Annotated in this window: 22 protein-coding genes; 10 read left to right on the top strand and 12 right to left on the bottom strand. The window is 35.9% G+C overall.

Going from position 1 to position 26,524, the window contains the following annotated elements; translation table 11 throughout:
* Positions 1-129: 129 nt before the first annotated feature.
* Complete coding sequence (locus P178_RS0117325; protein WP_036147077.1) at positions 130-1,407, top strand: tetratricopeptide repeat protein; 1,278 nt, start codon at positions 130-132, stop codon at positions 1,405-1,407.
* Between the two features lie 342 nt (positions 1,408-1,749).
* Here the strand turns inward: P178_RS0117325 and P178_RS0117320 are convergent, their stop codons facing one another.
* Both P178_RS0117320 and P178_RS0117315 read right to left on the bottom strand, forming a co-directional pair.
* Positions 1,750-3,993 carry an efflux RND transporter permease subunit gene (locus P178_RS0117320; protein ID WP_027067419.1) on the bottom strand — a complete coding sequence of 748 codons (2,244 nt, stop codon included), beginning with the start codon at positions 3,991-3,993 and terminating at the stop codon, positions 1,750-1,752.
* 142 nt (positions 3,994-4,135) lie between these two features.
* Positions 4,136-4,924: a DUF547 domain-containing protein gene (locus tag P178_RS0117315; RefSeq protein WP_027067418.1), complete on the bottom strand. Its 789-nt coding sequence runs from the start codon at positions 4,922-4,924 to the stop codon at positions 4,136-4,138.
* Between the two features lie 211 nt (positions 4,925-5,135).
* On the opposite strand from P178_RS0117315, the gene P178_RS0117310 reads away from it, so the two are divergent.
* On the top strand, positions 5,136-5,840 hold the full coding sequence (locus tag P178_RS0117310; protein WP_027067417.1) for a glycosyltransferase: 705 nt from the start codon (positions 5,136-5,138) through the stop codon (positions 5,838-5,840).
* Positions 5,833-6,876: a VOC family protein gene (locus tag P178_RS0117305; RefSeq protein ID WP_027067416.1), complete on the top strand. Its 1,044-nt coding sequence runs from the start codon at positions 5,833-5,835 to the stop codon at positions 6,874-6,876. Before P178_RS0117310 ends, P178_RS0117305 begins: the two co-directional genes overlap by 8 nt.
* Before the next feature lie 18 nt (positions 6,877-6,894).
* Here the strand turns inward: P178_RS0117305 and P178_RS0117300 are convergent, their stop codons facing one another.
* The 9 genes from P178_RS0117300 to P178_RS0117250 form a co-directional block, all read right to left on the bottom strand.
* A complete protein-coding gene (locus tag P178_RS0117300) occupies positions 6,895-7,077 on the bottom strand; it encodes a hypothetical protein (RefSeq protein ID WP_027067415.1) in 183 nt (60 codons plus the stop codon).
* Between the two features lie 69 nt (positions 7,078-7,146).
* Entirely contained in the window at positions 7,147-7,941 is a 795-nt protein-coding gene (locus P178_RS0117295) for an anti-sigma factor domain-containing protein (RefSeq protein WP_027067414.1), read from the bottom strand.
* A gap of 1 nt (position 7,942) precedes the next feature.
* Positions 7,943-8,479 (bottom strand): RNA polymerase sigma factor, encoded by a 537-nt coding sequence (locus P178_RS0117290; RefSeq protein WP_027067413.1) that lies wholly within the window; start codon positions 8,477-8,479, stop codon positions 7,943-7,945.
* Positions 8,480-8,553: 74 nt separating this feature from the next.
* Positions 8,554-9,147, bottom strand: a complete 594-nt coding sequence (locus P178_RS0117280) for a superoxide dismutase family protein (protein ID WP_036147072.1) — start codon at positions 9,145-9,147, stop codon at positions 8,554-8,556.
* A 149-nt stretch (positions 9,148-9,296) separates the two neighbouring features.
* Positions 9,297-9,935 (bottom strand): YceI family protein, encoded by a 639-nt coding sequence (locus P178_RS0117275; RefSeq protein ID WP_027067411.1) that lies wholly within the window; start codon positions 9,933-9,935, stop codon positions 9,297-9,299.
* 28 nt (positions 9,936-9,963) lie between these two features.
* Positions 9,964-10,689, bottom strand: a complete 726-nt coding sequence (locus P178_RS0117270) for a DUF2490 domain-containing protein (protein WP_027067410.1) — start codon at positions 10,687-10,689, stop codon at positions 9,964-9,966.
* Between the two features lie 30 nt (positions 10,690-10,719).
* Positions 10,720-12,654, bottom strand: coding sequence for an alpha/beta hydrolase family protein (locus P178_RS0117265; protein WP_027067409.1), 1,935 nt, complete (start codon positions 12,652-12,654; stop codon positions 10,720-10,722).
* A 33-nt stretch (positions 12,655-12,687) separates the two neighbouring features.
* Complete coding sequence (locus P178_RS0117260; protein ID WP_027067408.1) at positions 12,688-15,912, bottom strand: VPS10 domain-containing protein; 3,225 nt, start codon at positions 15,910-15,912, stop codon at positions 12,688-12,690.
* Between the two features lie 300 nt (positions 15,913-16,212).
* On the bottom strand, positions 16,213-16,806 hold the full coding sequence (locus P178_RS0117250; protein WP_036147069.1) for a class I SAM-dependent methyltransferase: 594 nt from the start codon (positions 16,804-16,806) through the stop codon (positions 16,213-16,215).
* 248 nt (positions 16,807-17,054) lie between these two features.
* On the opposite strand from P178_RS0117250, the gene P178_RS0117245 reads away from it, so the two are divergent.
* From P178_RS0117245 to P178_RS0117235, 3 genes are all read left to right on the top strand, one after another.
* Complete coding sequence (locus P178_RS0117245) at positions 17,055-20,285, top strand: S41 family peptidase (RefSeq protein WP_027067405.1); 3,231 nt, start codon at positions 17,055-17,057, stop codon at positions 20,283-20,285.
* Positions 20,286-20,383: 98 nt separating this feature from the next.
* A complete protein-coding gene (locus P178_RS0117240; RefSeq protein WP_051638341.1) occupies positions 20,384-20,938 on the top strand; it encodes a hypothetical protein in 555 nt (184 codons plus the stop codon).
* Between the two features lie 223 nt (positions 20,939-21,161).
* Positions 21,162-21,617, top strand: coding sequence for a GNAT family N-acetyltransferase (locus tag P178_RS0117235; RefSeq protein WP_027067403.1), 456 nt, complete (start codon positions 21,162-21,164; stop codon positions 21,615-21,617).
* 89 nt (positions 21,618-21,706) lie between these two features.
* Here P178_RS0117235 and P178_RS22265 read toward each other — a convergent pair whose 3' ends face one another.
* The gene (locus P178_RS22265) at positions 21,707-23,278 is read right to left on the bottom strand and encodes an IS1182 family transposase (protein WP_036145646.1); all 1,572 of its coding nucleotides are present in this window, start codon (positions 23,276-23,278) and stop codon (positions 21,707-21,709) included.
* A gap of 268 nt (positions 23,279-23,546) precedes the next feature.
* Between P178_RS22265 and P178_RS0117225 the strand changes: the two genes are divergently transcribed.
* The 4 genes from P178_RS0117225 to P178_RS0117210 all read left to right on the top strand — a co-directional run bounded on the left by P178_RS0117225 (position 23,547) and on the right by P178_RS0117210 (position 26,486).
* Positions 23,547-24,086 carry a DUF4269 domain-containing protein gene (locus P178_RS0117225; RefSeq protein WP_027067402.1) on the top strand — a complete coding sequence of 180 codons (540 nt, stop codon included), beginning with the start codon at positions 23,547-23,549 and terminating at the stop codon, positions 24,084-24,086.
* A 94-nt stretch (positions 24,087-24,180) separates the two neighbouring features.
* The gene (locus P178_RS0117220; RefSeq protein ID WP_027067401.1) at positions 24,181-24,813 is read left to right on the top strand and encodes a hypothetical protein; all 633 of its coding nucleotides are present in this window, start codon (positions 24,181-24,183) and stop codon (positions 24,811-24,813) included.
* Between the two features lie 250 nt (positions 24,814-25,063).
* The gene (locus tag P178_RS0117215; RefSeq protein ID WP_027067400.1) at positions 25,064-25,663 is read left to right on the top strand and encodes a GNAT family N-acetyltransferase; all 600 of its coding nucleotides are present in this window, start codon (positions 25,064-25,066) and stop codon (positions 25,661-25,663) included.
* 337 nt (positions 25,664-26,000) lie between these two features.
* Entirely contained in the window at positions 26,001-26,486 is a 486-nt protein-coding gene (locus P178_RS0117210) for a hypothetical protein (RefSeq protein WP_027067399.1), read from the top strand.
* The last annotated feature ends 38 nt before the right edge of the window (positions 26,487-26,524 follow it).

The raw sequence follows: 26,524 nt of genomic DNA, 5'->3' as shown, positions 1-26,524 counted from the left end.
TTGCCTTCATCTTATCTGCTGATAGTGGTAAATAAGACAGGTACAACCCTAAATTGTTTATGAAAAAGAAGGGGAAGGGGAGTTGAAAGGCTCCCCTTATTTTAAACGATCCACATTGAAACAAACCTTATGAAATTAATTAAGCTTTTAATAGTAGTGATACTGGTATCATCTTGTGGTACAAAGAATCAAGACACAGTTGCACATAAAAAAGATTACAATAAATATTTAGTATCAAACGAGATTGAAACAACCTCAAAATATTTTGACCTCTGGAATTCTAAAATTAGACCAGATAGTATGCAGCTTACTAGCTTTGGTGTGGTGGGCGGCGAATACAATCGCTATTTTCAGCAAACTGGAGATATTAAGTTTCTAAAAAAAGCAGAAAAGAGTTTAAAGAAAGCGGTAGATATCGCAAATATCGGGAAACCTGGTTTTTACAGATCACTGGCAAGAAATTATATCTCTCAGCATCGTTTTAAAGAAGCATTACTATTAGCAGATTCTGCTGCTGCAATAGGCGGAGATTTCAATGAAAATCAAAGTTTATTCTTTGATATACATATGGAATTAGGAAATTATCAAAAAGCAGAGCAACATTTGGATAGTTTAAAGAACATGTCAGATTTTGGTTATATGATTCGTTTGGCTAAATGGAACGATTATAAAGGTGATTTAGATACTACCATAAATTTTATGGAAAAGGCAAGAACAAAAGCAGAGACGTCTAAAAGTAAAGATTTAATGCTTTGGAGTTATACCAATTTAGCTGACTACTATGGTCATGCCGGTAGAATTCAAGATTCATATAATCATTATTTAAAAGCTTTGGAAATTGATAATAATAATGCTTATGCTAAAAAAGGTATTGCTTGGATCGCTTTTTCCAATGATAAGAATGCAAAAGAAGCAATACGCATTTTAGATTCTGTAACCAAGACTTATAATGCTCCAGATTATTTTTTGCTGAAAGCGGAAATAGCGGACTATATAGGTAATGACTTGGTGAGAACCAGAAATTTAGATGAATACTTTACCAGGGTGAAAAATGAAGCCTATGGAGATATGTACAATGCTTATAATTTAGGATTGTATATAGGCGAAACAAAACAATATGATAATGCTTTAATCTTGGCACAACAAGAAGTAGAGAATAGACCCACACCAGAATCATATAGCTGGTTAGCATATAGTTTATTAAAAAATGGTGATAAGGAGAAAGCTTTGGAAGTAATGAATACCTACGTATATGGTAAAACATTTGAACCTGCATTACTATATCAAGCGGCAGAGGTTTACAAGGCAAATGGTAAATCTGAAAGGGTTAAAGAATTAAAAGGAGAATTAATAGGGGCCATATATGAGTTAGGTCCCGGTATGGAAAAGCAAGTCCATGATTTGTAATTGATTGCCCAATTATTTTCATTTCATGTTTGTTTTAGGTTGGATTGTTTTTTTTCAACGCCACGATGAATAGTCGTGGCGTTGTTATTATTATGTATTTCGTCGAAAATTTGGTTTTTTTTAACAGCGTGATAGATGAAATACATATATTTATCGACCAAATACATTTAAAATGCCCCAGCATCTTAAATGAGTGAACTAAAAGTAACCAAGTAAACCAATTAGTGTTATGGAATACCTACTCTTTACATTATGGATAAGTTTAATGATTTTAATGGTTGGCAAAAGCATTTTTGCCTATAGATCATTACAAAAAACGCTTCACCGAACTAATCGTTCTATCTAAAGTAATTTTCTTAGTAGTACAGGTAATAACAGCAAATCTAGTATTAATGCTGTTACTAAGGTTACACTAATTATCAACCCAATGGTAACACTTGGTTGATGAATTGAAAATAGCATCACCATAAATCCAAAAAATAGGATAATGGTAGTTATTACTAATGCTCTACCGGTTTGTGCAAATGTCTTTTCAAGTGCAGCTTCTTTATCCAAGCCTTGCGTAATACTTAATTTATACTTTCCTAAAAAGTGAATGGTATCATCAACGGCAATACCAAAGACGATAGCAAAAACCACAGAAAGGGAAGCTTCTAATGGTATACCTAAAAATCCTAAAATTCCACCCGCAAACAGTATGGGTAAAATATTGGGTACTAGAGATATTAAAAAGATTTTGATATCTCTAAAAACAAAAGCCATGATAACTCCGATAACTAATAATCCATAAAGAAGTCCTTCTAATAGGCTACTTCTAATGTATTCAGAGTTTTTATCTAGTAAGATACTTTTTCCGGTCACTTTAATAGCAACGAGAGAGGTGTCTAATTTTGTTTTAGCAAAATTATCAATATCACTGTAAACAACTTTTAATTTATCGGTACCAATGTCTTGTAGTCTTCCGTTAATACGGGCAATAGTTTCATCGGTATTAACAAATTTAGCTAATTGTTTACGAGCTAGCTTGCGCGTGTCTTTTTGGTATTTTAAAAAGGTTTTCTCATCGCTAGGTAACGTAAAAAAAGCAGAATTATTTAAGTTGTTTGCCTTATTAAAAATCTTATAAGGAAGGTTGGCAGATTGCACGTTACCAATACTTTTAAATGTCTTTAGATAAACCAGTAGTTTTTCAATTTCTTGGGCAACTTTAAAATCGGTTACCTTATTGCCATCAGTACTCATTACTGCAATTTCCAAAGGTCTAAATCCTGAGTAATTGGATTGGAAATAATCGAAATCATTTGCTATTTCACTTCCTGCAGGTAAGGTGTTTTTTAGTTCTTGATTTGTTTGTACAATACTAATACCAACAAAACATAGAAAAGTGAATACTACCGTACCAATAATGATAGATTTTGGGTAGTTTTTGGTGAACGTATTTATTTTTAAAAGATAGTTGACCCAGTTTTCTGAAATAGTTTTACGTCCCGTTAACAATTTTTCAGGTATGCTTATAAGTAATGAGCCAGTAAATAAGATTACGGTGATATAAGCCACTAAGACACCGATAGCGGCGTTTATTCCAAATTCTTGAATGCTTACCAATCTAGAGGAAAGTAAGGTAACAAAACCAACCGCAGTAGTTATTGACGTAAGTAGGGTAGTCATACCAACTTCTTTAAGGGAAGATTTTATGGCATGGTATGGTGGTGTACCACTATGTAATTTTCTAATATAACTATCGGTTAGGTGAATAACATCAGAAGTACCCACGATGAGCATGAGCACTGGGTAAAATGCTGCCATTGCATTTAGTTCTTTTCCTAGCCAGCCCAGCAAGCCCATAAAAAGCAAAAGAGAGGTAGCTATAGAGACTACAGAAATTAATACCACCGGCATACTTTTATACACCAACAAGAGAATGATAAAAACTAGAATAGACGCTACAATAGTAGTTGTTAGTACTTCGCTCTTTTGCATATCAACAATTGCTTCATAGAAAAAAGCTCTACCCAGAATATGGTAATCCGGTAAATTATGCTCTTTTAATGAAGCTCTTATACTTTTTAGAAGAAGTTCTGACTGTTTGTAATCTAAATTGTCTTCTGTTTCTAATGCTAATACGAGCGACTTTCTCTTTTCATCGACAAGTACATTTATGAAAAGGGAGTCTTCTTGAATTTTTTTCCAATCTTTCTGGTATTGGGTGGAATCTTTTATATGAATAATTGGCAGCGTAGTATAGCCAAAAGAGGTTTTAAGCGGGTAGGAGAGCGAGGTTAAAGAGCTACTTTCTAAAACATATTCAAAGCTTTTACTTTCCTCGGAAAACGCTTGAAATTTATTTAAGAAATCTTGCTGAAATACATTGGGTTCGTTTTTAACGGCAATTAATAGGAAATTGTCATCAGTTCCAAATTCCTCGACATAATCATCGTAAAAGGCTAAATCTGGATCTTCTTCAGGGAAAAACTGACTAAAATCAAATGAAAACTGAAGCTCATCCAATTTAGAGGCAGCCAAAACTCCTAATAGGATAAATAGCGCAATAAAGAATTTTTTAAGGAAACCAAAGCCAACCTTCATAGAGGAAAATAAATCTTTTTCGGGTGCAAATTTACCATTCTACATTTTAACCATGGTAAAAAGAACTAAATAAGAGAATCAAATATAAAATTATCCTTATGTATATGTTTTTAAATGTAGCAAATACATAAGGTTAAGCTGTTTATAATTCAATAAAATTATCTAGATATAATGTCCAATCGTAATTGGTGTATTCGATATCTACACCTTTGGTTGAAGGTATTATCTCATTTTCTTTTAAGATTTTCTTGATACCACCTTTACCTCCAAAATCACCTCTAAACCAACTAAATAAAGAAGTCACCTTAACCACATTAGTTTCTCTATTATATTCACTTGTATTTTCTAAAAGCTTTTTTGTCCCTATTTTTAATTGTTCAGGTAAGCGTTCCCACTCATAGATTGCTACTGGAGGACAATCTTTAGCACCGCAGTTTAAGGCAAAGTGTACGTTATATACAGGCTTGTTTACACGTAGTTTACGTTCAAATTTACCAGGGAACCATTTGCGTATATAGCCTAGACCGTATTCCCATTGCGATTTTCTAATAATTCCATGTTCTATTTTTGCAAAAGAAACCATTTCACCGGCAATCTTAATTTGCTCTAATTTGAAAAAGCTACCGCGATCATCGTATAATTCTGGATTTTTCTGCAAAATCACCTGTATGTAGCCATTATAAATATTTAACCAAAAAGCTAATCGCTTATCATTTGTATCTAAGGCGTTATCTAATTCTTCAATAGTTGTATTGGCTAAAATATCTTGTATTTCTTGCGTATCCTTGTCATCTATGATTCGCTTTAAAAACGATTCGGATAACTCATTAAAATCTGTTTCGTTTGCAGTTTCTACTTGTGCTTGAAGTCCGGTTTTTGCAGTGCAGGACAGTGCAAATAAAGTCGCAAGAAAATATAATTTAAGTTTCATAGTATTATTTTAGGTTACCTATAGCTACGTAACTATAGTTAAAAGGTTCATGAAACATTTGTCGCACCTTTATTTAATTGATTACAGTATTATTTTTAAAAATATACGATAGTTTTAAAACTATTTTCCTCAATTTGCGTAAGTAAGGCGTAAAACTATATACTATTTAAATGCTGTTTTACTTTTTAATAAAAATGCCTTAACTATTGCCATGATAAGTATTATAATTCCAGCTCATAATGAATTTGATAACCTGCAGCGACTCTTTAAAGTTGCTTGTTTTATTGAACATGAAAAGCTCTTGGAAATTATAGTTGCAGTTTCTCCTGGTAATACTGATACTATAGACATGTTAGAATGCAGTCAAAAAGTAAAGGTATTACACTGTAAAGATAAAGGCAGGGCTGCACAAATGAATGAGGCGTCACAAGCTGCTTTGGGAAATACCTTGGTTTTTTTACATGCCGATGTTGTTCCGCCGCCGGAGTTTATAGATGATATTTTACGCAGCTTTAAAAACGGATATGCAGCAGGATTTTTTACATATCGCTTTGATAAGGATACCTGGTATTTACGTGTAAATGCATCTTTTACGGCAAAAGACGGCTTGTTTACTGGAGGAGGAGATCAATGCCTATTTATTAAAAAAGATATTTTTGAAAAATTGGGCAGATTCAATGAAGCGCAAGTCTTAATGGAAGATTTTGAATTTTTCGATAGAATGAAGAAACAGAATATACCATATACAATAGTTAAGAATGACTTGGTAGTCTCGGCACGTAAATATGAGTGCAATTCATATTTGAGGGTAAATCTTTCAAATTTTCTATTGGTTGTTTTATTCAAATTCGGTTACCCAGGCAACAAACTAAAAACACTTCATAACAAGTTGATACGCACCCCATACAATGGTTGAAATTATTAATGGTATTCAGCAAATTGGTATTGGTGTTTGCGATGTCAAAGAAGTATTTAATTGGTATAGAAAGCATTTAGGTTTTGATATTTTATTGTTCGAAGATGAGGCAGTCGCATCATTAATGACCCAGTATACTAATGATAAAGCCGAAAGAAGAGAAGCATATTTAGCCTTGAATATGATTGGTGGCGGCGGATTGGAGATTTGGCAGTTTAAAGACCGACAACCAAGAGCACCTAGAGTTCCTATTGAATTTGGAGATTTAGGTATCTATGCAATGAAAATTAGATGTAATAATCTAACCGAAATTCATTCATATTTAAGGGGATTAAAAGTGTCTGATTTATCGGATATCAATCAATCATTCTGTCCTAACTTTTACTTTACCGATCCTTTTGGTAATCGAGTGCAAATGGTTGAAGATCATTATGTTTTTTGTAAACAACCGTCTAATAATGGTGGAGTGTTAGGTGCTGTTATTGGTGTCTGTGATATGGAGCGTTCTTTAGAGTTCTACGGTACCATGTTAGATTATTCAATTATTGAATATGATAATATTGAAGCTTTCAAAGGTGCTGGTAAAGGCAGATTTAGAAGGGTTGTTATAAAACAAGAACGAAAACAATTTGGTGGTTTCGGAGATTTATTGGGGCCTAGTCAATTAGAATTGATTCAAGTTTTGGACAGCACTCCTAATAAAATATTTGAAAATCGACTTTGGGGAGATTTAGGGTACATACACCTATGTTTCGATGTTTCGGGTATGTGTTTTATAAGAGATAAAGCAAAGAAAAACAATTACGCATTTACGGTAGATAGTGCCAATAGTTTTGATATGGGCGATGCTGCCGGGCATTTTAGTTATATGGAAGATCCAGATGGTACATTGATAGAATTGGTAGAAACCCATAAAGTTCCTATTCTAAAATCATTAGGATTGTACTTAAATCTCAAAAATAGGAATCCGCATAAAACATTACCAAAATGGTTGGTTAAAAGTTTAAGCTTGCATCGTGTAAAAAAGGACCGGTAATTAAAGAGGTTATTAATACTAACCCTTACTCGTATTTCTTATAAGTCCAATTCCAGAAAAGAAAAAGATAGCGCCTAATACACCGTAAACAATAAGTTGTTTTGTAGTGCCTGTACTATTCCCAAATAAAATTGCAGTATAAACAAGTCCGCCAATGCCTAACAAGGTTAAAACGGTTCCAAAAAGTTTCTTTAAATCCATATGCGAAAAATAGTAAAAAAAATGGGCAGATTTTAAAATCTACCCATTTTTACTTTAAATTTTAATTCGTTATGAAGCTGATACTACACCAAGTGTATATAGTTGTTCTAGTGTTGGTGCTTCGCTACCACCTGCCGGTTCTAACGTAATACCAAATGCCTCTGAGTCATTAGGGTTATTTAATGCAAAGACTTTATTTTCATCCGTAGCAAAATCTTCTAGCAGACCCATACTGGTAGGAGTAAGCGGTGAAAGTTTAAGAGACCATACTTGATATACAAAACCATCTGGAGGCTCAGGTAAACCTTTGGCATCTATAAATACCTTTTTGTTTTCCTTGTTCCAATACGCTTTTGCGTATGATGTTGGCGAAATATCTTGTCCGCCCAACGTAGTTACACTAATGTTTTTATCACGCAGCGAATTCAATAAATCTTGTGTCTGTTCTAATGAAGAGTCCGTGTCAGCTATTTGCTGCTCAAGATCAACATTCTGTTTTTCAACTAACTCAATTTCTGACTTTAAATCTTGATTTTGCTGATACATCCAAAACAAACCAACGGCTAGTAAAACTGATGCAGCCAAACCTATATAAGATAATAATGGGGTGCCTCGTTTATCATTGATAGAAACTACTTTAACCTCTTTATTTATTCTATTCATTAATGATTTAAACGAATAGTTATATCCTGGTGATGCTTTTCTTGATAATTCTAATATTGAAGCCTCAATCGCTTCTATTTCTTTTTGAATTTCTGGGTACTCTTTAGCGTAGTTAGCAATTTCCAGATTTTCTTTATCTGAAAGTATACCAGCTATATAAAGCTCTAAAATTCCTGATGCTATGTACTTTTCTACATCCATACTACTTAACCTCCATATTCTCCCTTAATTGGGAAATGCAACTCCTATTCCTCGTTTTGACAGTACCTATCGGAATTTCCAATTCTTCTGCAGCATCTTTTTGAGTATATCCTCTAAAGTATAACAGTTCTATGATTTGAACACATTTTTCCTTTAAATTCTTAACTAAATCCCTCAATCCTTTGGTATCTACAGTAGAACTTTCTTCTTCCTGTTTGTTCTGTAAAATACCTACGAAGTAATCTGCGGAAAGGTTCTTTTTATCATTTTTATACGACCTACTGCGTATTTCGTCGATAGCCGCATTTCTGGCTATGTTCAAAATCCATGTAAAGAATCTTCCTTTAGATGAATTATAACTTTCGCAGTTGTTCCAAATTTTTATAAAAACGTCTTGACAAATTTCTTGAGATAAAGCGTCGTTTTTGACTATGGTATTAATTACGCCACAAATATTATCGGCATACATACCGTATAACTTCTCGAAAGCGGAGGGGTCTTTCTTTCTAAATTGATCAACCAAACGGTCTAATTGCATGAGTGCTTTTTTAAATCGATTAAAAATAAAAAAAGCTGTTCTTAGAACAGCTTTTAAAAAATATATTATTAACCCTATTCAATAATACCGGCACAACTAACACGTGCACCAGCAGCACCACTAGGCTGCGAAGTGTAATCATCTACACCTTGGTGTACAATTACTCCTTTTCCTAAAATGTTTTTGTTTTCGTCATCACATCCAATGCACCATTCTTCTGTAGAGAATTCAACTTTTGCATTACCATCGGCATCTGCGGTAAAGTTTCCAATATCTCCTTTATGGTATCCTTCAGATGCGCCCCATTTACCATGTGGCTCGTTTGTTGGATTCCAGTGACCTCCTGCAGAAGAACCATCAGCTGCAGTACAATCTGCAGTCTGGTGAATATGTATAGCGTGTTCTCCTTCTGTAAGTCCAGATAGTACCGCTACCATACTTACTTCTTCATCATCCTCAGTAAAAGTTACTTCACCTTTTACTTTACTATCACTTTTGGGCTCTAACATAAATTTCACGACAGTTTCCTCTTCGTTCATTTCAGTTTTAGCCTCATCCATAAGTTCTTCTACTTCTTCCTTTGCGTCAGAAGCTTCTTTTTTTACTTCTTTGCAACTAAAAGCAACTAATATTGCTAGTAGTGCTAATTGCGTTTTAAATATTTTCATGATGTTCTAATTTTGTTATGAATTGTTAAATTAGACATAAATTAAGGCAATATCAAACCGTTACTTGAAATGAGCAATACTTTTAATTTTTAAGGATAAAAAAAGAGGTGCTGTTGGGCACCTCATTCTTTTATTGATAATAAGCTTAATTATTTCTTTTCAAGTAAAACTTCTGCTTTTAGGGCAACTTCGCTCCAAGTTTTGCTAACACCATCTTTTCCTGTGTGTAATATTTCACACGCCTGATTAATAGAGGTAACGGCATCCATGGCATTCCAGTTTTCTAAATCCATTACACCGTTGAAAGTAATTTTGTTGTCACCATTCATTTCATATGCTAGTGGAATATTCTGTGTCTCCCCATTTAAAGTGATATCAATTGAACTTTTGTCATTTTCAACTTTAAAAACACCAGAGATTAATTCTGTATTCTTCAAAACCCCAAAGAAAAATTCTAAAAGTTTTGGGTCTCTTGTACCAGTAGGGTCATTAGTAAATAAGCTACTTACGGGAATACTGAATTCAGTACCATTTAAAGCGGTCAATGCAGTTTCACCACTATTTGTCTTTGTGAAATTGATTTTTTCAAATTTACCGCCCACAGGGATTTTTTCTGTGGTTTTGTAAGCAATAAAGCTCACTTTTGTTGAATCTTGTACTAAACTGAAGGTTTCAACTGCTTCAGTTGAAGCATCTACACTAGTAGACTCTTCACCTTTCTTAGTTTCTTTACAGCTTGCAAAAACAATCAATAATGCACTAACGAAAGTTATAGTTATTTTTTTCATGATAATGTAATTTGTTTATGGTATAAAGTTATTCCTTCTTTTTAAAAATGCCTCTTAAATCTGTATTATAAAATACCCCAACTTGAAAACGATCAAAGTTAGTTTCACTGAAATGATTCTTTAAATAGCCTACTTGCATGCTCAAATTATCGGTAACATTAACACCTAGGGCTGCATATGCTCTATTCTGACCAAAAGCATCATTTTGTAGGTTGATGAAAATTTCATCATAAAAGTTTAAAAAGAAAATATCGGTTAGGGGCAAGGTCATTTGAATTCTATATCGAGCCCTATGTAATGTATTACTGATACCTGTAAAGTTATTTTGAACAAAGCGTTGCTCTAATCGATAGCGATGCTCGAACTTAAATTCCCAGACCTTGTTCTTAAGAACGAACTGCTCAAAAATACGATGCTCTGAAATAGAATTATTTTCAAATAAGGCATCGTCCCCAAGAATATCAAATTCTCTAAAAGTAGGATCAGTGTCTATAAAGCCGTACCCTAATGTAGCAATGGCATCAGAATTAATATGATAATTGACTCCCGTACGCAGTAACAATTGATTGAAATTGGAAGCCATTTCGTAATACCTAAATTGCGCTTCGGTATGTATACTCCATTTATCGGCAATTTTGTTGGTGCCAAAATACATGAACCAACTACCAAAATCATCTTCTCCGGTTATTTCACTTTGAGCATTTGTACTAAAAATCGTTGTTGTTAATAATAGTAACGTAATAACTTTCCTCATTCTTCGTCTTCTTAATTTTCAATTTAATAATTATGGCTTACCCTTTATAGGTGTGTCATCTTCAATAGCTGTTCCTTTATCTTTTTTTAGATATACATCTAAAAATTGTAGAACTCTACTATAGGCTTCAATTTGATTTTCCTTTTTAACGAAACCATGTCCCTCATCTTCAAACAGCACATACTCTACAGGTACACCGTTCTTTTTTACTCCGGCAACAATCTCATCAGATTCTACTTGTAGTACTCTAGGGTCTTGTGATCCTTGCAGCACAATTAAGGGCTTGGTAACTTTATCTGTATGGAAAAGGGGTGATATCTCCTTTAAACGTACAGAATCTGCACTATAAGGATCACCTAACTCTAAGTAAAGCGCATCTTTAAAAGACTCCCACCATGGTGGAATACTCTTTAATGTTCTGATCCAATTGGTAACGCCAAAAAGATTTACTCCAACGGCAAACTCTTCTGGGGTGTAGGTCAATGCAGCCATGGTCATATACCCACCGTAAGAGCCTCCTATAATCCCTATTTTTTCTGCATCTATTTCTGGTTGAGAAGCAAGCCAATTTTTACCTTCTACACAGTCTTTCAAATCTTTGTCGCCATGGTTTAGGTCATCCATTTGATAAAAAGTTTTACCATAACCGCTACTACCTCTATTGTTCACGGCAAGTACAGCATACCCATGGTTGATTAAGTACTGTATAAAAGAACTGAAATTTTGACGACTCTGACCACCTGGCCCGCCATGAACCCAAACCAACGCAGGTACTTTGGTGTCCGCACTTGCTTGGTGAGGTTTGTAATAAATGGCAGGAATTTCAACCCCATCAAAAGACTTGTAACGAATTAACTCTGCATTCACCAAGTCTTCGCCGTTTATTTCGCTATTTAAAACATTGGTCAACTGAGTCTGTTCTTTGGTTTCTAAATTATAAACGAACAAATTAGAAGGGGTGTGTGACCCACCGGCGTAAAAACGCATTAGTTTTTCATCATCTGAGAAATCTACACTGGTTACGTCCAAACCATCTAAGGAAGGAAGAGCAACATTTTCACCGGTGTTAACATTCTTTATTTCGATGACATTCTTGGCATCTTCGTTAATATAGGTCACTTGATAGGTACCATTTTCTGTAAAATAGGCACCCCATATATCCCAATTTTTCTGCATCACCTTTTCTCTGTTGCCAGTGGCGATATCGTACTTCATTAAATAAGAGAATTCCTCGCCATCATCTGTTGTATAATACAAAGAAGAACCATCATTAGAAAATCCAGAACTACTGTTGGCGCTTTGATTTTCATTGATTTTGGTAAGCTTTTTATCCGATACGGTATAAATAAACAAGTCGGAATCATTGGTATTTATCGGCTTGCCCAAGGTTATATATTTCTTGTCTTCAGAAATTCCGTCAATACTATAACCTTCCGTATTTTCATAGATTAGGGTAGGCTGTAAAGTTTCTAGGTCCAATTCATAGATATCATCATTTCTAGGATTTCTCTCGTTAGAAGTATAGTAGAAACTCATATCATCTTCTGCCCATCCGTAGAACGATGCGCGGGCACCTTCTGCTGGTGTAAGGTCGGTCTGGGTACCGTCTAGATCTCTTAAGTAAATATGGAAAATCTCATCACCATTTCCATCCATTCTAAACAACATACGGTCATCTTTTGGAAAATAGGATATTGCAAATACAGAGGCACTGTCAGACATGGTAACGGGAGTCAATTCACCGCCACTCGTAGGCACTGTGTACATGTTATAAATACCAGATCTATTACTTGAGATAAGTAATTTAGAATTATCAGGGGAAAAACTACCGCCACCAATGGCTTCGTTATCCATCATTTGTTTGATGGTATAAGTCTTCATCGTTTCTGCAATAGAAGGTTTTTTAGGTTCTTCTTTACAGCTTAATATAAGCGTAAACACAAAGCAAGCCATTAGGTACTTCATAGTAGTAGTTTTTGATTGTTAGACTTTTACATATTAATTTAATTTATATACTTCTGTTTTTTTAAAAGGGGATAAATCTAAACTTTTCATATTATTCTGGTAATCTACCCATTCTTTGGCGAAGAAAGCATTTGTTTTTTGTAGTGCGCTCTGCAGATCATCTTTGGCAAATTGCATTAATTGTTTTTCCGTAGCTGTCATACCTGCTTTACGGGAACCAACATAACGACGTGCAATTTGTAAACGTTGCATTACCGTCATCTCTTTACTTCGAGTAATACCTTGTCGCTTATCTACCTTACCTAAATATATGGCGGTAACAGAATCTATTTGTTTAATGATATCTTTTGAGGAATCGATCTGCTCTTTATACTTTTTGTCATCATCCTTTTTCAAATCATTTTGAAACTGTTCTGCAGTTGCTTTGCTTTGTGCCAATTGCTGAACGGCATCTGCGGCTTTTTGCATGTAAGATTCTAACACTTTACCATTGGTATAAGCTTCAGTTATAGCTACTGCTGAAACATCTAAACGTGGGTCGGAAGCTACCGTAATTGTAGTTTCTTCTTCCATTTCACCATAAAGCATTTTTATAGTGTAAGTTCCGGGTTTAACATCTAATCCTCCAGATTCCTTTTTCTTGCTAATTACTTTTCTAGAGGGTCTATCAGCCCCTTTTTCATCCATTCCCCAGTAAATTCTGTGGAATCCGGCTTTTTCTGGAGTCTTATATTTTAAGGTACGAATTAATCTGTCGCCATCATAAAAATCGAACTGAACAGAATCTTTCTTTTGTACGCCAGTTAATTCAACTGCTTCTGATTTTTCCTCAGAATCACCCTCTTTTTCTTTTGAAGAAGGTTTCTCTTTTTTGGCTTCTTTTTTACCTTCTTTTAAATAATAGGTAATCATTGCGCCAGACTTTCTGTTTTCACCTTGGTAAAGGCCATCACCACCAAAACGACTTCCTGTTGGTTGTTGATATGAAGCTTGATATGCCGTTGGCGGAGTAAATATTTCTATTTCTTGGTTCAGGATAGATGTATCTGAAGCCAATGCACGCAAAGGACGAATATCATCTAATACCCATGCAGCACGACCAAAAGTACCTATAACCAAATCATGTTCTCTTGGGTGAATGGCTAAATCTTTAGTGGAAACCGTAGGGAAACCTTCGGTCCATTTTTGCCATTTATCTCCCGCATTGAAAGAAACATACAATCCATCATCGGTACCTAAAAACAGCAAGTTAGGATTCTCTGGATCTTCGATAATAGATAGCGCATAGCTTTCTACATCAGTAGCGTCCACAATTCTTGTCCAAGATTTACCGTAATCTTTTGTGCGGTATGCATATGGTGTGTAGTTGAATCTTCTGTAATCATTCGCAATTAATAGCGCTTCACCTTTATTTCGTGTAGATGCTTTTATTTGCGGAATCCAGCTTCCTTTAGGTAAGCCTTTTATATTGGCGGTAACATCGTTCCATGTCTCGCCACCATTTTGAGTGTAATGTACACGACCATCATCAGAACCTACCCAAAGCATATCTTTTTCAACTGTAGAAGGTTCAATAACCAATATGGTGGTGTGGTTTTCAGCACCGGTAGCATCCATTGACAATCCGCCACTTTCACTTTGCTTTTGTTTTTCTGGGTCGTTCGTAGTTAAATCTGGAGAAATCACCTTCCAGGTCAATGCCTTATCCGTACTCTTATGTACAAACTGACTACCAAAATAAACTGTACTGTTATCAAAAGGATCTTGGCTAATTGCCGAGTTCCAGTTAAAACGAAGTTCTGTTGTAGCATCTGGTGGAGTAGGGCGCACTATGTAATTATCTCCCGTAACATGATCAAAACGCTGTACGTTACCTTGCTGACTCATGGTATAGCCATATCTAGAATCTACAGGGTCGGGAACGACGTCAAACCCATCGCCAAAGCTAATTTCTTGCCAGTAGCTATTACGAATTCCTTGAGCTTTCCAAACATAAGCAGGACCTCTCCAAGAACCGTTGTCTTGCATACCACCGTATACATTATACGGATACTCGTTATCCGTTGCAATATGATAAAATTGCGCTACAGGTAGGTTACCTACAAAGCGCCAAGTTTTTCCTCCGTCTTTAGAAATATTTAATCCACCGTCATTACCATCCATCATAAACTGTCCGTTATCTGGGTGAATCCAAAATGCGTGGTGATCAGGATGTACTCCGTTATCTGCACGATATGCCGGCATTAATTGTTCAAAGTTTTTTCCACCGTCTTGTGAAACGTTCACGTAGGTAAATACTGAAAACACTCTATTTTCATTTTCAGGATCTACATAAATTTCAGAATAATAAAAAGGTCTATTTCCAATATCATCTTTTTCATTGATTTTTTTCCACTTAAATCCGCCATCCTCAGATTTGTATAGCGCATTCTTTTTAGCTTCTACCAAGGCATAAATAACATCTGGTTTGCCAGGAGCAATAGCCACACCTATTCTACCTAGGTCACCAGCAGGCAAACCATCTTCTTCAGATAATTTTTTCCAATTCTTACCACCATCATGTGTTATGTACAAGCCACTACCAGAACCACCAGAGTTAAAGAACCAAGGATCGCGCTTGTGTTCCCACATTGCGGCAATTAATTTGTTAGGGTTGGTTGGGTCCATAATTAGGTCTGCAACCCCTGTTTTATTATTTACAAAAAGAACTTTCTCCCAAGTTTCGCCACCATCTGTAGTTTTAAAAACACCACGTTCTGGGTGTTCGCCCCAAGGAGATCCAATAGCACCTACATATACGGTATTAGGGTTCATTGGGTCAATCTTAATTCTATGAATGTGTCTTGTTTTTTCAAGACCCATAGATTTCCAAGTTTTTCCGCCGTCTAGAGATTTGTATACACCGTACCCACCATTTAAACTATTTCTAGGATTACCTTCACCTGTACCTGCCCAAATAACAGACGGATTACTTTGTTGAATAGCAACTGCACCAATAGAGGCAGTAACCTCTTTATCAAAAATAGGATCCCACTTTATGCCGCCAGATGTAGATTTCCATAAGCCACCAGAAGCGGTACCTACATACATAATATCAGGATTTGAGTTGACAACATCAATGCTAGTAACACGACCGCTCATACCACCCGGACCGATGTTACGGGGTTTCATGTCCTGTACCAGGTCCATTTTAAATTCTTGAGCTGTAACGAAAAAAGATGCAAAAAGCATCAACAGGGAGAGTAATCTTCTTGTCATTGTAGTGGTTTGTTAGTTATGTGCCTAAAAATAAATGAAAAGAAAGGGAAGTATTCTTAAAAGGATGTTAACAGTGGTTGGTTTTGTATAATCGGTAATTAATTAACATTTGATGGATTCAGTTTTCAGTTTTCAGTTGGCAGTAACAGTTTTCAGTAGCCAGTTTTTTATTCGTCTTTGCGAGGAGCTTTTCGCTACGTGGCAATCTGTTGAATTTATGTTCCTTAGTTCTCGATTGCGCTCGAAAAGACAAATTGATGCATGGTCACTGAGCGAAGCCGAAGTGAAAACCAACAACCATCAACGAACTTGAAAAATCCCAAACAATTCATTACCCTGTCTTGGTGGAATAGAATTATAGCACTGATCGAAAGTGATCGTTTTAAAATATGGTGATAAGTATTTGGTATACAGTTCTTTGTTTCCTCCAAAAGGGCGTTTAATCATATCGCCAGTTAATGGAATATCAAACCAAAGTCCCACTAATTTTCCATTCGGTTGTAATAGGCTTGCCATGTGCTTAGCATATTGTTTTCTATTGGTATCTGTAGGTACAAAAGAGCAGAAAAAAGTTTGTTCTATTATTAAATCGTACTGACCTTTAAACTCGAAGAAATCCGCTTGGTGCATATTCGAATCTGGGAAATCGGGATTCCTTTTTTTGAATGCCTTCAATGGAACTTCAGAAATATCTAAAATATGTACATTTTTAAATCCTGCTTTCCAAAGGTATTCGGCTTCATAGGCATTTCCGGCACCAGGTATCAAGATTTGTAACGCCTTATTTTGTAGTTGGTCAACATAAGTTTTTATTGGAGTAGAAGGGTAGCCAATATCCCAACCCGTCTTTTTTTCTACGTAGCGTTCTGTCCAATAATTTTCTTCTTCTTTCAAGATAATTGCGTGTTTTGTACTCTAGTAAATACCCCGGCGTAAGTCCGCGAGACATTGAATTGAAAATATAATTTAAATTTCGACGCAAGCGTCGGAGCATTTAAATCTCGATTATCGAGTAAAATTAAACAGATTTGGTGAGTTTTTGCAAAGTATGTAGAATTCAATACCATTGATCACTCATGGATTGCCGTAAACAAATCAAATCCCTATCTTTCTAACCGACTAAACACCAACTAGAAATACGTATGAAATATTCTTTTTTAACTGCAGTGGCGGTATGTCTAACTTATGTGTGTTCAGCACAAACAAATCCGAAATGGGCACGTTACCCTGCCATTTCACCAGATGGAAATACCATTGCATTTACTTATAAAGGAAACTTGTTTACTGTACCTGCAGTTGGAGGTGTGGCAAAGCAATTAACCTACCATTCGGCACACGATTATGCGCCTGTTTGGAGTAAAAGTGGGGAGAAAATCGCTTTTTCATCTAACCGATATGGCAATTTTGATGTCTATGTGATGGATGGCCAAGGTGGAGAGGCAACACGATTAACATATCACAGTAACGATGAAAAACCATTTAGTTTTTCTGCCGATGATTCAGATGTACTATTTGGTGCAGACCGATTAGATATTGCCCAGCATCGACAGTATCCAACTGATGATCAACCAGAGGTATATAGCGTACCTGTAATTGGTGGGCGTGTAGGTCAATTGCTGACAGTCCCTGCAGAAGACGTACAAGTAAATGCAGATGGAACCAAGATGGTGTATCACGATAAAAAGGGATATGAAGACGAATTTAGAAAGCATCATAAATCTGCCGTTACAAGAGATATTTGGTCGTATGAGCCGGCAACAGGTAAACATATTAAATTAACCAGTTTTAAGGGAGAAGACCGTAATCCGGTATTTTCAAAAGATGGCAACGCTATTTACTATTTAAGCGAGCAAGAAGGCTCTTTTAATGTCTTTTCAATGTCATTGACGGGTGAACCTGAAATAGCAGCACATACTAGTTTTAAGACACACCCAGTACGCTCATTAAGTATTGGGAACAATACTTTGGCATTTGGTTATGATGGCGAAATTTATACGCTAAAAGCAGGTGAAGAGGCTAAGAAAGTAGAAATTATAGTTAGATCACAAGAAGATAGCAATCCTATTACCTATAAATCTGTTAATGGTGGTGTGCAAGAAATGGATGTAGCTCCAAATGGTAAAGAAATCGCCTTTATTTGTAGAGGAGAGGTATTTGTTACATCTGTAGATGGATCCTTGACCAAACGTTTAACCAATACACCAGAGCAAGAGCGTTTTGTAAAGTTTATGCCAGATGGTAAAGCCGTTGCCTATGCCAGTGAAAGAAATGGTAAGTGGAGTATTTTTAAGTCTTCAAAAGTACGGTCAGAAGAACCTTATTTCTTTGCTGCCACGATATTTAAAGAAGATACTTTAGTAACGGCAAAAGAAGATATATACTTACCTGAATTTTCACCAGACAGTACATACATAGCTTATGTGGAAGGTAGAAGAACCTTAAAAGTCAAAAACTTAAAGACAAAAGAGATTACCACCATAATGACTCCAAAAGATGTCATTCACATGCAAGACGGTGATCAATATTTTCAATGGAGTCCAGATAGTAAGTGGCTGCTGGTAGATTGGAAAGTATCGTTGAATAATGTTGAAGTCTTATTAATTTCTAAGGATGGAAAACAACGTAAAAATCTGACCCAAAGCGGTTATTACGATTTTACACCAAAATGGGTGAACGATGGTAGTCAGATAATGTATTTCACCAATCGTGACGGACTTAAGAGTTATGCCACAAGTGGTTCTTTTGAAACCGATGTCTATAGCATGTTTTTAAATCAAGAATCATGGGATAAGTTCAACAATACAAAAGAAGAATATGATTTGTTGAAAATGATAGAAGAAGCTGCTAAAGAAAAAAAGGATGAAGCCAAAACAGACGATAAAAAGAAGAAAGACGATAAAAAGGAAGAGGCTACAGTAAAAGCCCTGAAGTTTGATTTGGAAAATGTGGAAAGAAGAAAATCTAGATTAACCATACATTCTTCTACACTTGCAGATGCCGTACTATCTAAAGACGGAGAGAAGCTATATTATCTTACCAAGTTTGAAAAGAACCTAAATCTTTGGGAAACCGAAATACGTACCAAGAGCACTAAAATGTTGATAGCTCTTGATGCCAAAAGAGGAAGCCTGCAGTGGGATGCCAAAAAGGAGAACCTATTTCTATTGGCAGATGGAAGTATATCTAAAGTTGATGTAGCGGGTAGCAATACAGAACCTGTAAAATTAAATGCTGAAATGGTATTAGATGCCGATGCGGAACGCCGTTATATGTTCGATCATATTTGGCTGCGAACAAATGGAGTTTTCTATACTTCAAATTTTCACGGAATAGACTGGACAGCCATGCGTACGGAATACGAAAAGTATTTGCCACATATTGGTAATGACTTTGAATTTGCAGAAATGATTTCTGAAATGCTGGGAGAGCTAAATGTGAGTCACGCTGGAGGTCGTTTTTCAGATGGTATCGCTAACGGAGATGAAACTGCTTCGCTAGGTATCTTTATGGATTACAATTATAAAGGAGACGGAATTAAAATTACAGAAGTTATTAAAGGCGGACCATTAGATAAATCTGGCTTCGATATAAAACCGGGTACGGTAATCGAAAAAATAAACGGTGAAACTATTGGTACGTCTATGGATGCAGCCTATTATTTAAACCGTTTAGAAGGTAATTTTACCTTGTTAGATGTGTTGGATGATAAGGGTAAAAGAAAGCAAATTACCGTGAAGCCTATTTCTTTAAGTACAGAAGGTGGGTTGTTATATGAGCGTTGGGTGAAGAACAATGAAAAAGAAGTACTGGAAAAGAGTAATGGTACTTTGGGCTATGTACATATACCAGGAATGAGCGACGGACCTTACCGTACTATTTACGAGGAAATGCTAGGTAAGTTCAATGATAAGAAAGGAGTTATTGTAGATACCCGGTTTAATGGCGGTGGAGACTTGGTAGCAGATTTGGCAATGTTCTTTACAGGAGTGTCTTTTTTATCTTATGAGACCGAAGATAGGGTAGTAGGTGGCGAACCAACTTCTAGGTGGACGAAGCCAACCTTGGCAATGTTCAACGAATCTATGTACAGTGATGGTTCTTGCTTCGCAAGCGGCTATGTAGATCTAAAGATCGGAAAAACCGTAGGTATGCCTGTACCAGGTACTTGTAGTTGGGCAGGTTGGGAGCGTTTACCTAATGGCGGCGTTTGGGGTGTTGTGCCTGTAAGTGCTAAAAATAAGCAAGGCGAATGGATGGAAAACAATGAAACCAACCCAGAAATTCTTATTAAAAATCAGCCTGAAGTAATTGCAAAAGGTACTGATGAGCAATTAGAAAAGTCTATTGAAGTGTTAATGAAAGAGGTGGAGTAGTTCCTGAGCTACTTCAGTATTCTTAAAGTATTTATAAAAAGAAAATATACGTACCATGGTATGTATATTCAAATGTTGTAGCCAATAAAACCAAACATATGAAAAAATCAATAGTTACTCTGATAACCATTATCCTATTTGTGCTTCCACAAATAGTTTTATCTCAAAACAAAACATTTGTACCTGCAGATTTTATAGTACCTGATACACTTGAGAATCAATATTTCAGAATTAGAATGCTAACCGTGAACGACGTTGTAAAAGATTATGACGCGGTTATGACAAGTCTTAGCCATTTACAAGAAATGTTCCTGCCAATATGGGAATGGCCAACAGAGGATCTGTCATTCGAACAGGATTTGATTGATTTAGGTTGGCATCAAAAAGAGTTCCAAATGCGAAGTTCGTTCGCATATACTGTTGTAAGTTTAGATGAAAGTCAAGTACTTGGATGTTTGTATATTGAACCTTCCAAAAAGGCTGATTTTGATGCTGAAATATATATGTGGGTCCGACAAAGTGAGGTTGCAAACGGACTTGACTCAATTCTGTTTAAAACGGTAAAAAAATGGATTGAGAATGAATGGACTTTTAAGAACCCTGCATATCCCATTAGGGAAATAAATTTTGAGAAATGGAAGTCCATGAAATAAATAATTACTGGCTACAACAACACCAATAATTAATGCGGACTTTGGTGATTACGCCAAGGTCTGTGTATATTTATGAGGTCGCTAAATCTTATGGGTTTAGCTTTGGAATAGTAAAAATAAATCAAAACAATAAGCTTTAGCGTAGTGCGTAGACGGAAACGAAAAGTTTCCTTACTTCCGCACTACGCTTAGCTCAAACGTTGATATAAATTACGAAGCTGAAATGAAAATTAGAGAAGCTCATAGAAATGAATATACCATTTCAACCGACAAGGATAAATTAGATATTTTGAGCATTCACAAATTCCTTGCAAACGAAACGGATTGGGCTAACGGAATTCCAATCAATACTTTGAAAACATCAATTGAAAACTCATTGAACTTTGGGCTTTATTACGAAAATAACCAAATTGGCTTTGCTAGAATAATTTCAGACTATTCAACTATTGCGTACTTAGGAGATGTTTATGTTTTAAAAGAATATAGAGGAAAGGGATTGAGTAAATGGATGATAAATGAAATAATGGAGCATCCAAATCTACAAGGATTAAGACGCTGGATTTTACTAACTGATACCGCAGAATGGCTTTATAAAAAGTTTGGTTTTACAGAATTACCAAATCCTAAGTTTTATATGGAGAAACATAACCCAAATGTATATAACGGAATAAAAAACTAATGCCAATAAAAGTAACCGTTGCACTAGCCTATAATTAGAAATAATTACTATCGATATAAGCCTCTTCAAGGGGCTTTTTTTATGCTAAGCTAGAAGTTGAGCGTGAATTTTCGGTGCGCCGGAGAAGTGCTTTTCAGGTAATGAACCATGCTTTTTACGAAAACCGTAAAAGCAAGCCTTCCCGCCCCACTTTTGGAGCGTTTCTTTTCAAATTTCAGGTACTTTTTGAGGTTGTAGGCGATCGCCGAGAGGTGCATCACCTTGTTCGCCTGTGCGAGCCCGACGGTATTTATCTTCCTCAGTCCCATGAACTGGGTCAGGGTACCAAAAACGGGCTCTACCGTACTCTGTCGCTTGCCCTTCATATACCGCCCCAGTGGGCTCTCCACCCGTGCGATGTTACGAAAATATTCCGCCCGGTAATAGGTAACGCCGAACTTCTTCTCCTGTGCGCTTTTGCCCAGACAGCTACTGCGTATCGGGCACCCGGTGCAGATATGCTTTCTTGCCCGGTATTCCTTCTTTCTTGTTCCCGTGCGGTAATCCCTGAACTCCTTGGTGAACGGTATCGTTTTCCCTTGGGGACAGCGGTAGCTGTCCGTCCCCTGGTCATAAACGAAACCATCGGGACCTCCCTTGAACGTTCCGTGGGCGGGTATGAAGCTCTTCAGCCCCCTGCTTTCCAAAAAGGCATAGTTCTCGCCACTGCTATAGCCCGTATCGGCCACGCAGTTCTCAAAAACGAAGCCCTGCTGCCATAGGCGCCGCTGTAGGCGCTTTACGATATCCTGTAACTGCTGGTTGTCCTTGCCATCGGCATGGTACGCCCTGATATCGGTAATTACATGATGGGCGGTATCCACGCTCAACTGACTGAGGTAGTTCAGCTTTCTTGCCTTGCCCGGCTTTACGCTTATTCTGGCATCGGGGTCGGTAGGACTGTAATGGGTCTTGTTGCTCGTATACTTCGCTCCCTTGTTTCCGGCGCCAGGTCTTTGATCCTGGTCCTTCGCCCATTTTTTGTTCCTGCCCTTTATAGCACCAAGTTCCTTAGTGTTGGCACTGATGCTACGCTGCCCCTTATCCGACCTGTCGCCCTTGCTCTTGCGGTGTGGCACTTCCTTGTCCATGGCGCTGATAGCACGTACCTTCCGTAAATGCTCGTCAAGTTCCTCTTCGGGCACCTTCAGCTCCAATGTATCCATACTCGCATTAGCCTTTACCGGGGCAGAATCTATTGCTTGAGTATGACCGGAAACCATCCCTTTTTCTACACACATACTCAAGACATTGGTGAATACTTCTTCAAATACCGATTCAGGAAAAAGTTGACGGGTACGGCTTATGGTACTGTGCCAGGGAAGTTCCTCGTCAATGTCATAGCCTACGAAAAAAAGAATATCCAAGCGCATCGAACAATGGGCGATAAGCTTACGGTCGCTGATGATGTTCTCCAGGTAGCCCACAAGGCAAAGCTTGAAGAAGACCACGGGGTCTATGCTCTTTTGACCACTCTCACCGTAATAGCCTTTGGTCAGATTATAGAGTAAATCCAAGTCCAGAACCTCTTTTAAACGCCTGTAGAAATTGTTCTTAGGTATACGCTCGCTCAATTGGAAACGGGCGAACAATTTTTCCTGGTAATCCTTTTTTCCCTGCATAGCTAAAGTTAAGCAAAAACAGTATTTTTATCAAGGACTTGTGCAACAGGCACAAAACCTAAACGTAATGCGGACTTTAGAGCTTAATCGAAAGGTCTGTATATTTATAAAGTCGCTAAATCTAATGTTAAGTAATTTAGAAAAAGAAATTTAAAAAATAGAGTCTAAAGAAAAGCAATTAATAGAGGTTGCCTCATAAAATGAAAACAAAATAACCGAGATACAATACTGTAGCCAATATGTTGTAAACCATTAGAAAAAACTAGGTTTGATTGAAAATTTTAGAAATATCGAATATTTAAAATATGGGAACGAGAGGCAAAAGTGTGCTTTTTCTGAAATTAAAAAACATAGAATTTTTGAGAAACTAGAAAAGTATAATCCTATTTTGACAGGAACAATTCCTATCGGAATTGATATACCTGAAAGTGATTTAGATATTATTTGCGAATGCGAAAACCATTCTGAATTTTCTAAACACCTACTTCAGGAGTTTTCGGACAATAAAGATTTTAAAATTTACTCAACCGAACAAAACGAAATAGAATCAACTATAGCGGAGTTTAAAACGGATAATTTTTTCTTTGAGATTTTTGGGCAAAATATTTCAACCGAAAAACAAAACGCTTATCGGCATATGATTATTGAAAGTAGAATATTAAAAGAAAAAGGAATTGATTTTAAAGAAAAGATAATAAAGTTAAAATCTAGCGGAATAAAAACTGAACCTGCATTTGCTAAATTATTAGAGTTAAATGGAAATCCATACGTTGAATTATTAAAACTATATAGTAAAGAAGGTGTATAGTTAATTCCTTTCTCAAGAAAAGTTGTTTATACCAACTAAATACTGTTCTTATATTAAATCAATCGTCACTATTTAAACCAACTCAAATCTGAATATGATTCAACTTTTTTTAAAAGCCAAACATTGGCAACTTTTTATAATCATGTTAGGGATTCCATTAATTTCCCAGTTTTATTTTTTGACTAGAATATTTAGAATTCAAACTCCTATAGAGCAATTGTCTGGAAGTGAAGGGTATACGGAAGTTGTAAGCGAGAAATTCATTCTATTCGATTTTTTCCCATTCATAACTATTTTTTTCATTCTTATCTTTTTTGGTTGGTTTTGGTCAATAGCCATTGGACTTCAAAAAAGCAATCCTAATGGTATTAAAATGAAGGTTAGAAAATTCAAAATTCTATTTTTTATACCACTTGTTTATATCGTGCTTATGATGGTCTTTATGAGCAGATTTTCACCTGAAATATTACCAAGTGGATTCTCTATTAGCGGTTACATTTTTGCTATTATTTTACCGCTTCATTTGTTGTCTATGTTTTGTATTTTCTATTCTATGTATTTTGCCGCAAAAACATTTAAAACTGCTGAACTACAAAGGAAAGTTGAATTTGGAGATTTTGCTGGGGAATTTTTTCTGTTGTGGTTTTATTTTATTGGCATTTGGATTATTCAGCCTAAAGTGAATAAACTATATGAAAATGAAAAGACTACTTCCTACATTGAATAAATCTTACATAGAGTTTAGGATAATGTAGGAGGGAATATGTATGGTTGTATAACCACGGAGTTATAAACTCGCTAAACTTGTTGATTTTGATAAATTAAAAAGAAAACTAAAGTCGCCCGAACGCATCTTTTCGGTATGGGCAGACAAAAAGCTTTAGCTTCGTGCACGGACAGCAATGAAATAATTTCTTGATTCTGCATAAGGCTTGGACCAAACGTTGGTAACAAGCTTAAAAAGTGAAAATAAAAAAATGAAAGTAAAAATTCTTAAATCCAATATTCAGTTAGAAAACGACAGGGTTTTACTTGTCCCTTTTGATAATGAAAGAAATGAGGAGCTCAAAGAAATAATCTTTGATAAAGAAATTTGGAAATTTATGGGAATGAGCATAAATAACGAACAGGGCTTAAAAAACTATATTGCAAAAACGATTAAGGACAAAAATAATCGCTTGTGTTATCCCTTCTTAATTATCGATAAAGAAACTGATAGAGTGGCAGGTTGTACGAGATATGGAAATGTAAATACCGAAAATCAAAAATGTGAAATTGGCTGGACCTGGTACGGTACAGAATTTCAAGGCACAGGATTAAACAAAGCTTGTAAATACGAATTATTGAATTTTGGTTTTGAAAATATTGGATTTAGAAGAATACAGTTTAGTGTTGATAAAGCAAACTTAAGGTCTCAAAAAGCCGTTGAAAAATTAGGTGCGCAGAAAGAGGGCGTTTTCAGAAATAACTATATCGCTGCTAGTGGAGAAAGTAGAACCGATGTTTATTATAGTATTATAAAAGAGGAGTGGAGTTCACTCAAATCTGAACTTTTTTCTGAATTTATAGTCTATTAAAAGCTAAGTAGAACGTGAATATTTGTTGCCACTAAAACCTTATAATAATCCAGACTAATGCCAAAAGTTTGTATACTTTTATTAGGTCGCAAAATTTTTAAGATTTTGCTTTGGACAAGAAAAAATAAAACCCAACAATAAGCTTAAGCTTCGTGCGCAGACGGAAACGAAAAATTTCCTTGCAACCGCATTATGGTTTGCTAATTCATTGTAATATGGTCCTTATAATTTTACTTATTAACTACTAGATGTAAAGCGGGTTTTAAGTTGAATATGAGAGGAGGTAAATACCTACAATTCAACATATGCTATACCTTTAATTATATATTTTAAAGAAATGAATATAACTCTAGACTGGAGAAAAATAAGAACACATTTCAATAAGAGTTTCAGTTCTAATTTTCATATTTCCATTGCATCTGTAGATTCAGATAATAACCCGACTGTTACACCAATAGGATCGTTATTTCTTAATGATGACCAAACAGGTTTTTATTTTGAAAAGTTCCCAAAAAAATTACCGCTACACGCAACAACGAATAAGAATGTATGCCTTCTTGGGGTAAACAGTAGTAGGGTCTTTTGGCTTAGGGCATTATTTAAAGAAAGATTTTCTGACCATCCTGCAATAAAATTATATGGAGAGCTTGATGAAAGAAGATTGGCGACCGAGCAAGAAACAAAACGACTTAACCGTAGAATGAGAATGACTAAAGGTCTAAAAGGAAACACGTATTTATGGGGTAAAATGGAATATGTACGTGATATAAAATTTACTAAAGCCGAGAAGATTAATTTAGGAAAAATGACAGCCAGTTTATGATAACCTTTTTAAGGGTAATAAATTAGGTCGATCATCAA

Origin of the sequence: Maribacter sp. Hel_I_7 (assembly GCF_000688315.1) — a bacterium.
GTDB classification, from domain to species: Bacteria; Bacteroidota; Bacteroidia; order Flavobacteriales; family Flavobacteriaceae; genus Maribacter; species Maribacter stanieri.
Note: the sequence above shows the minus strand (reverse complement) of the source record. Positions and strands in the feature narration are given on the sequence as shown.

What these genes read in the sequence shown, in the direction of transcription:
- P178_RS0117310 (WP_027067417.1), top strand. Translation starts at nt 5,136, where the DNA reads ATGATAAGTATTATAATTCCAGCTCATAATGAATTTGATAACCTGCAG.
- P178_RS0117210 (WP_027067399.1), top strand. Translation starts at nt 26,001, where the DNA reads ATGAATATAACTCTAGACTGGAGAAAAATAAGAACACATTTCAATAAG.
- P178_RS0117220 (WP_027067401.1), top strand. Translation starts at nt 24,181, where the DNA reads ATGATTCAACTTTTTTTAAAAGCCAAACATTGGCAACTTTTTATAATC.
- P178_RS0117260 (WP_027067408.1), bottom strand. Translation starts at nt 15,912, where the DNA reads ATGACAAGAAGATTACTCTCCCTGTTGATGCTTTTTGCATCTTTTTTC.
- P178_RS0117275 (WP_027067411.1), bottom strand. Translation starts at nt 9,935, where the DNA reads ATGAAAAAAATAACTATAACTTTCGTTAGTGCATTATTGATTGTTTTT.
- P178_RS0117300 (WP_027067415.1), bottom strand. Translation starts at nt 7,077, where the DNA reads ATGGATTTAAAGAAACTTTTTGGAACCGTTTTAACCTTGTTAGGCATT.
- P178_RS0117325 (WP_036147077.1), top strand. Translation starts at nt 130, where the DNA reads ATGAAATTAATTAAGCTTTTAATAGTAGTGATACTGGTATCATCTTGT.
- P178_RS0117280 (WP_036147072.1), bottom strand. Translation starts at nt 9,147, where the DNA reads ATGAAAATATTTAAAACGCAATTAGCACTACTAGCAATATTAGTTGCT.
- P178_RS0117305 (WP_027067416.1), top strand. Translation starts at nt 5,833, where the DNA reads ATGGTTGAAATTATTAATGGTATTCAGCAAATTGGTATTGGTGTTTGC.
- P178_RS0117265 (WP_027067409.1), bottom strand. Translation starts at nt 12,654, where the DNA reads ATGAAGTACCTAATGGCTTGCTTTGTGTTTACGCTTATATTAAGCTGT.
- P178_RS0117290 (WP_027067413.1), bottom strand. Translation starts at nt 8,479, where the DNA reads ATGCAATTAGACCGTTTGGTTGATCAATTTAGAAAGAAAGACCCCTCC.
- P178_RS22265 (WP_036145646.1), bottom strand. Translation starts at nt 23,278, where the DNA reads ATGCAGGGAAAAAAGGATTACCAGGAAAAATTGTTCGCCCGTTTCCAA.
- P178_RS0117320 (WP_027067419.1), bottom strand. Translation starts at nt 3,993, where the DNA reads ATGAAGGTTGGCTTTGGTTTCCTTAAAAAATTCTTTATTGCGCTATTT.
- P178_RS0117240 (WP_051638341.1), top strand. Translation starts at nt 20,384, where the DNA reads ATGAAAAAATCAATAGTTACTCTGATAACCATTATCCTATTTGTGCTT.
- P178_RS0117235 (WP_027067403.1), top strand. Translation starts at nt 21,162, where the DNA reads ATGAAAATTAGAGAAGCTCATAGAAATGAATATACCATTTCAACCGAC.
- P178_RS0117245 (WP_027067405.1), top strand. Translation starts at nt 17,055, where the DNA reads ATGAAATATTCTTTTTTAACTGCAGTGGCGGTATGTCTAACTTATGTG.
- P178_RS0117295 (WP_027067414.1), bottom strand. Translation starts at nt 7,941, where the DNA reads ATGGATGTAGAAAAGTACATAGCATCAGGAATTTTAGAGCTTTATATA.
- P178_RS0117315 (WP_027067418.1), bottom strand. Translation starts at nt 4,924, where the DNA reads ATGAAACTTAAATTATATTTTCTTGCGACTTTATTTGCACTGTCCTGC.
- P178_RS0117215 (WP_027067400.1), top strand. Translation starts at nt 25,064, where the DNA reads ATGAAAGTAAAAATTCTTAAATCCAATATTCAGTTAGAAAACGACAGG.
- P178_RS0117270 (WP_027067410.1), bottom strand. Translation starts at nt 10,689, where the DNA reads ATGAGGAAAGTTATTACGTTACTATTATTAACAACAACGATTTTTAGT.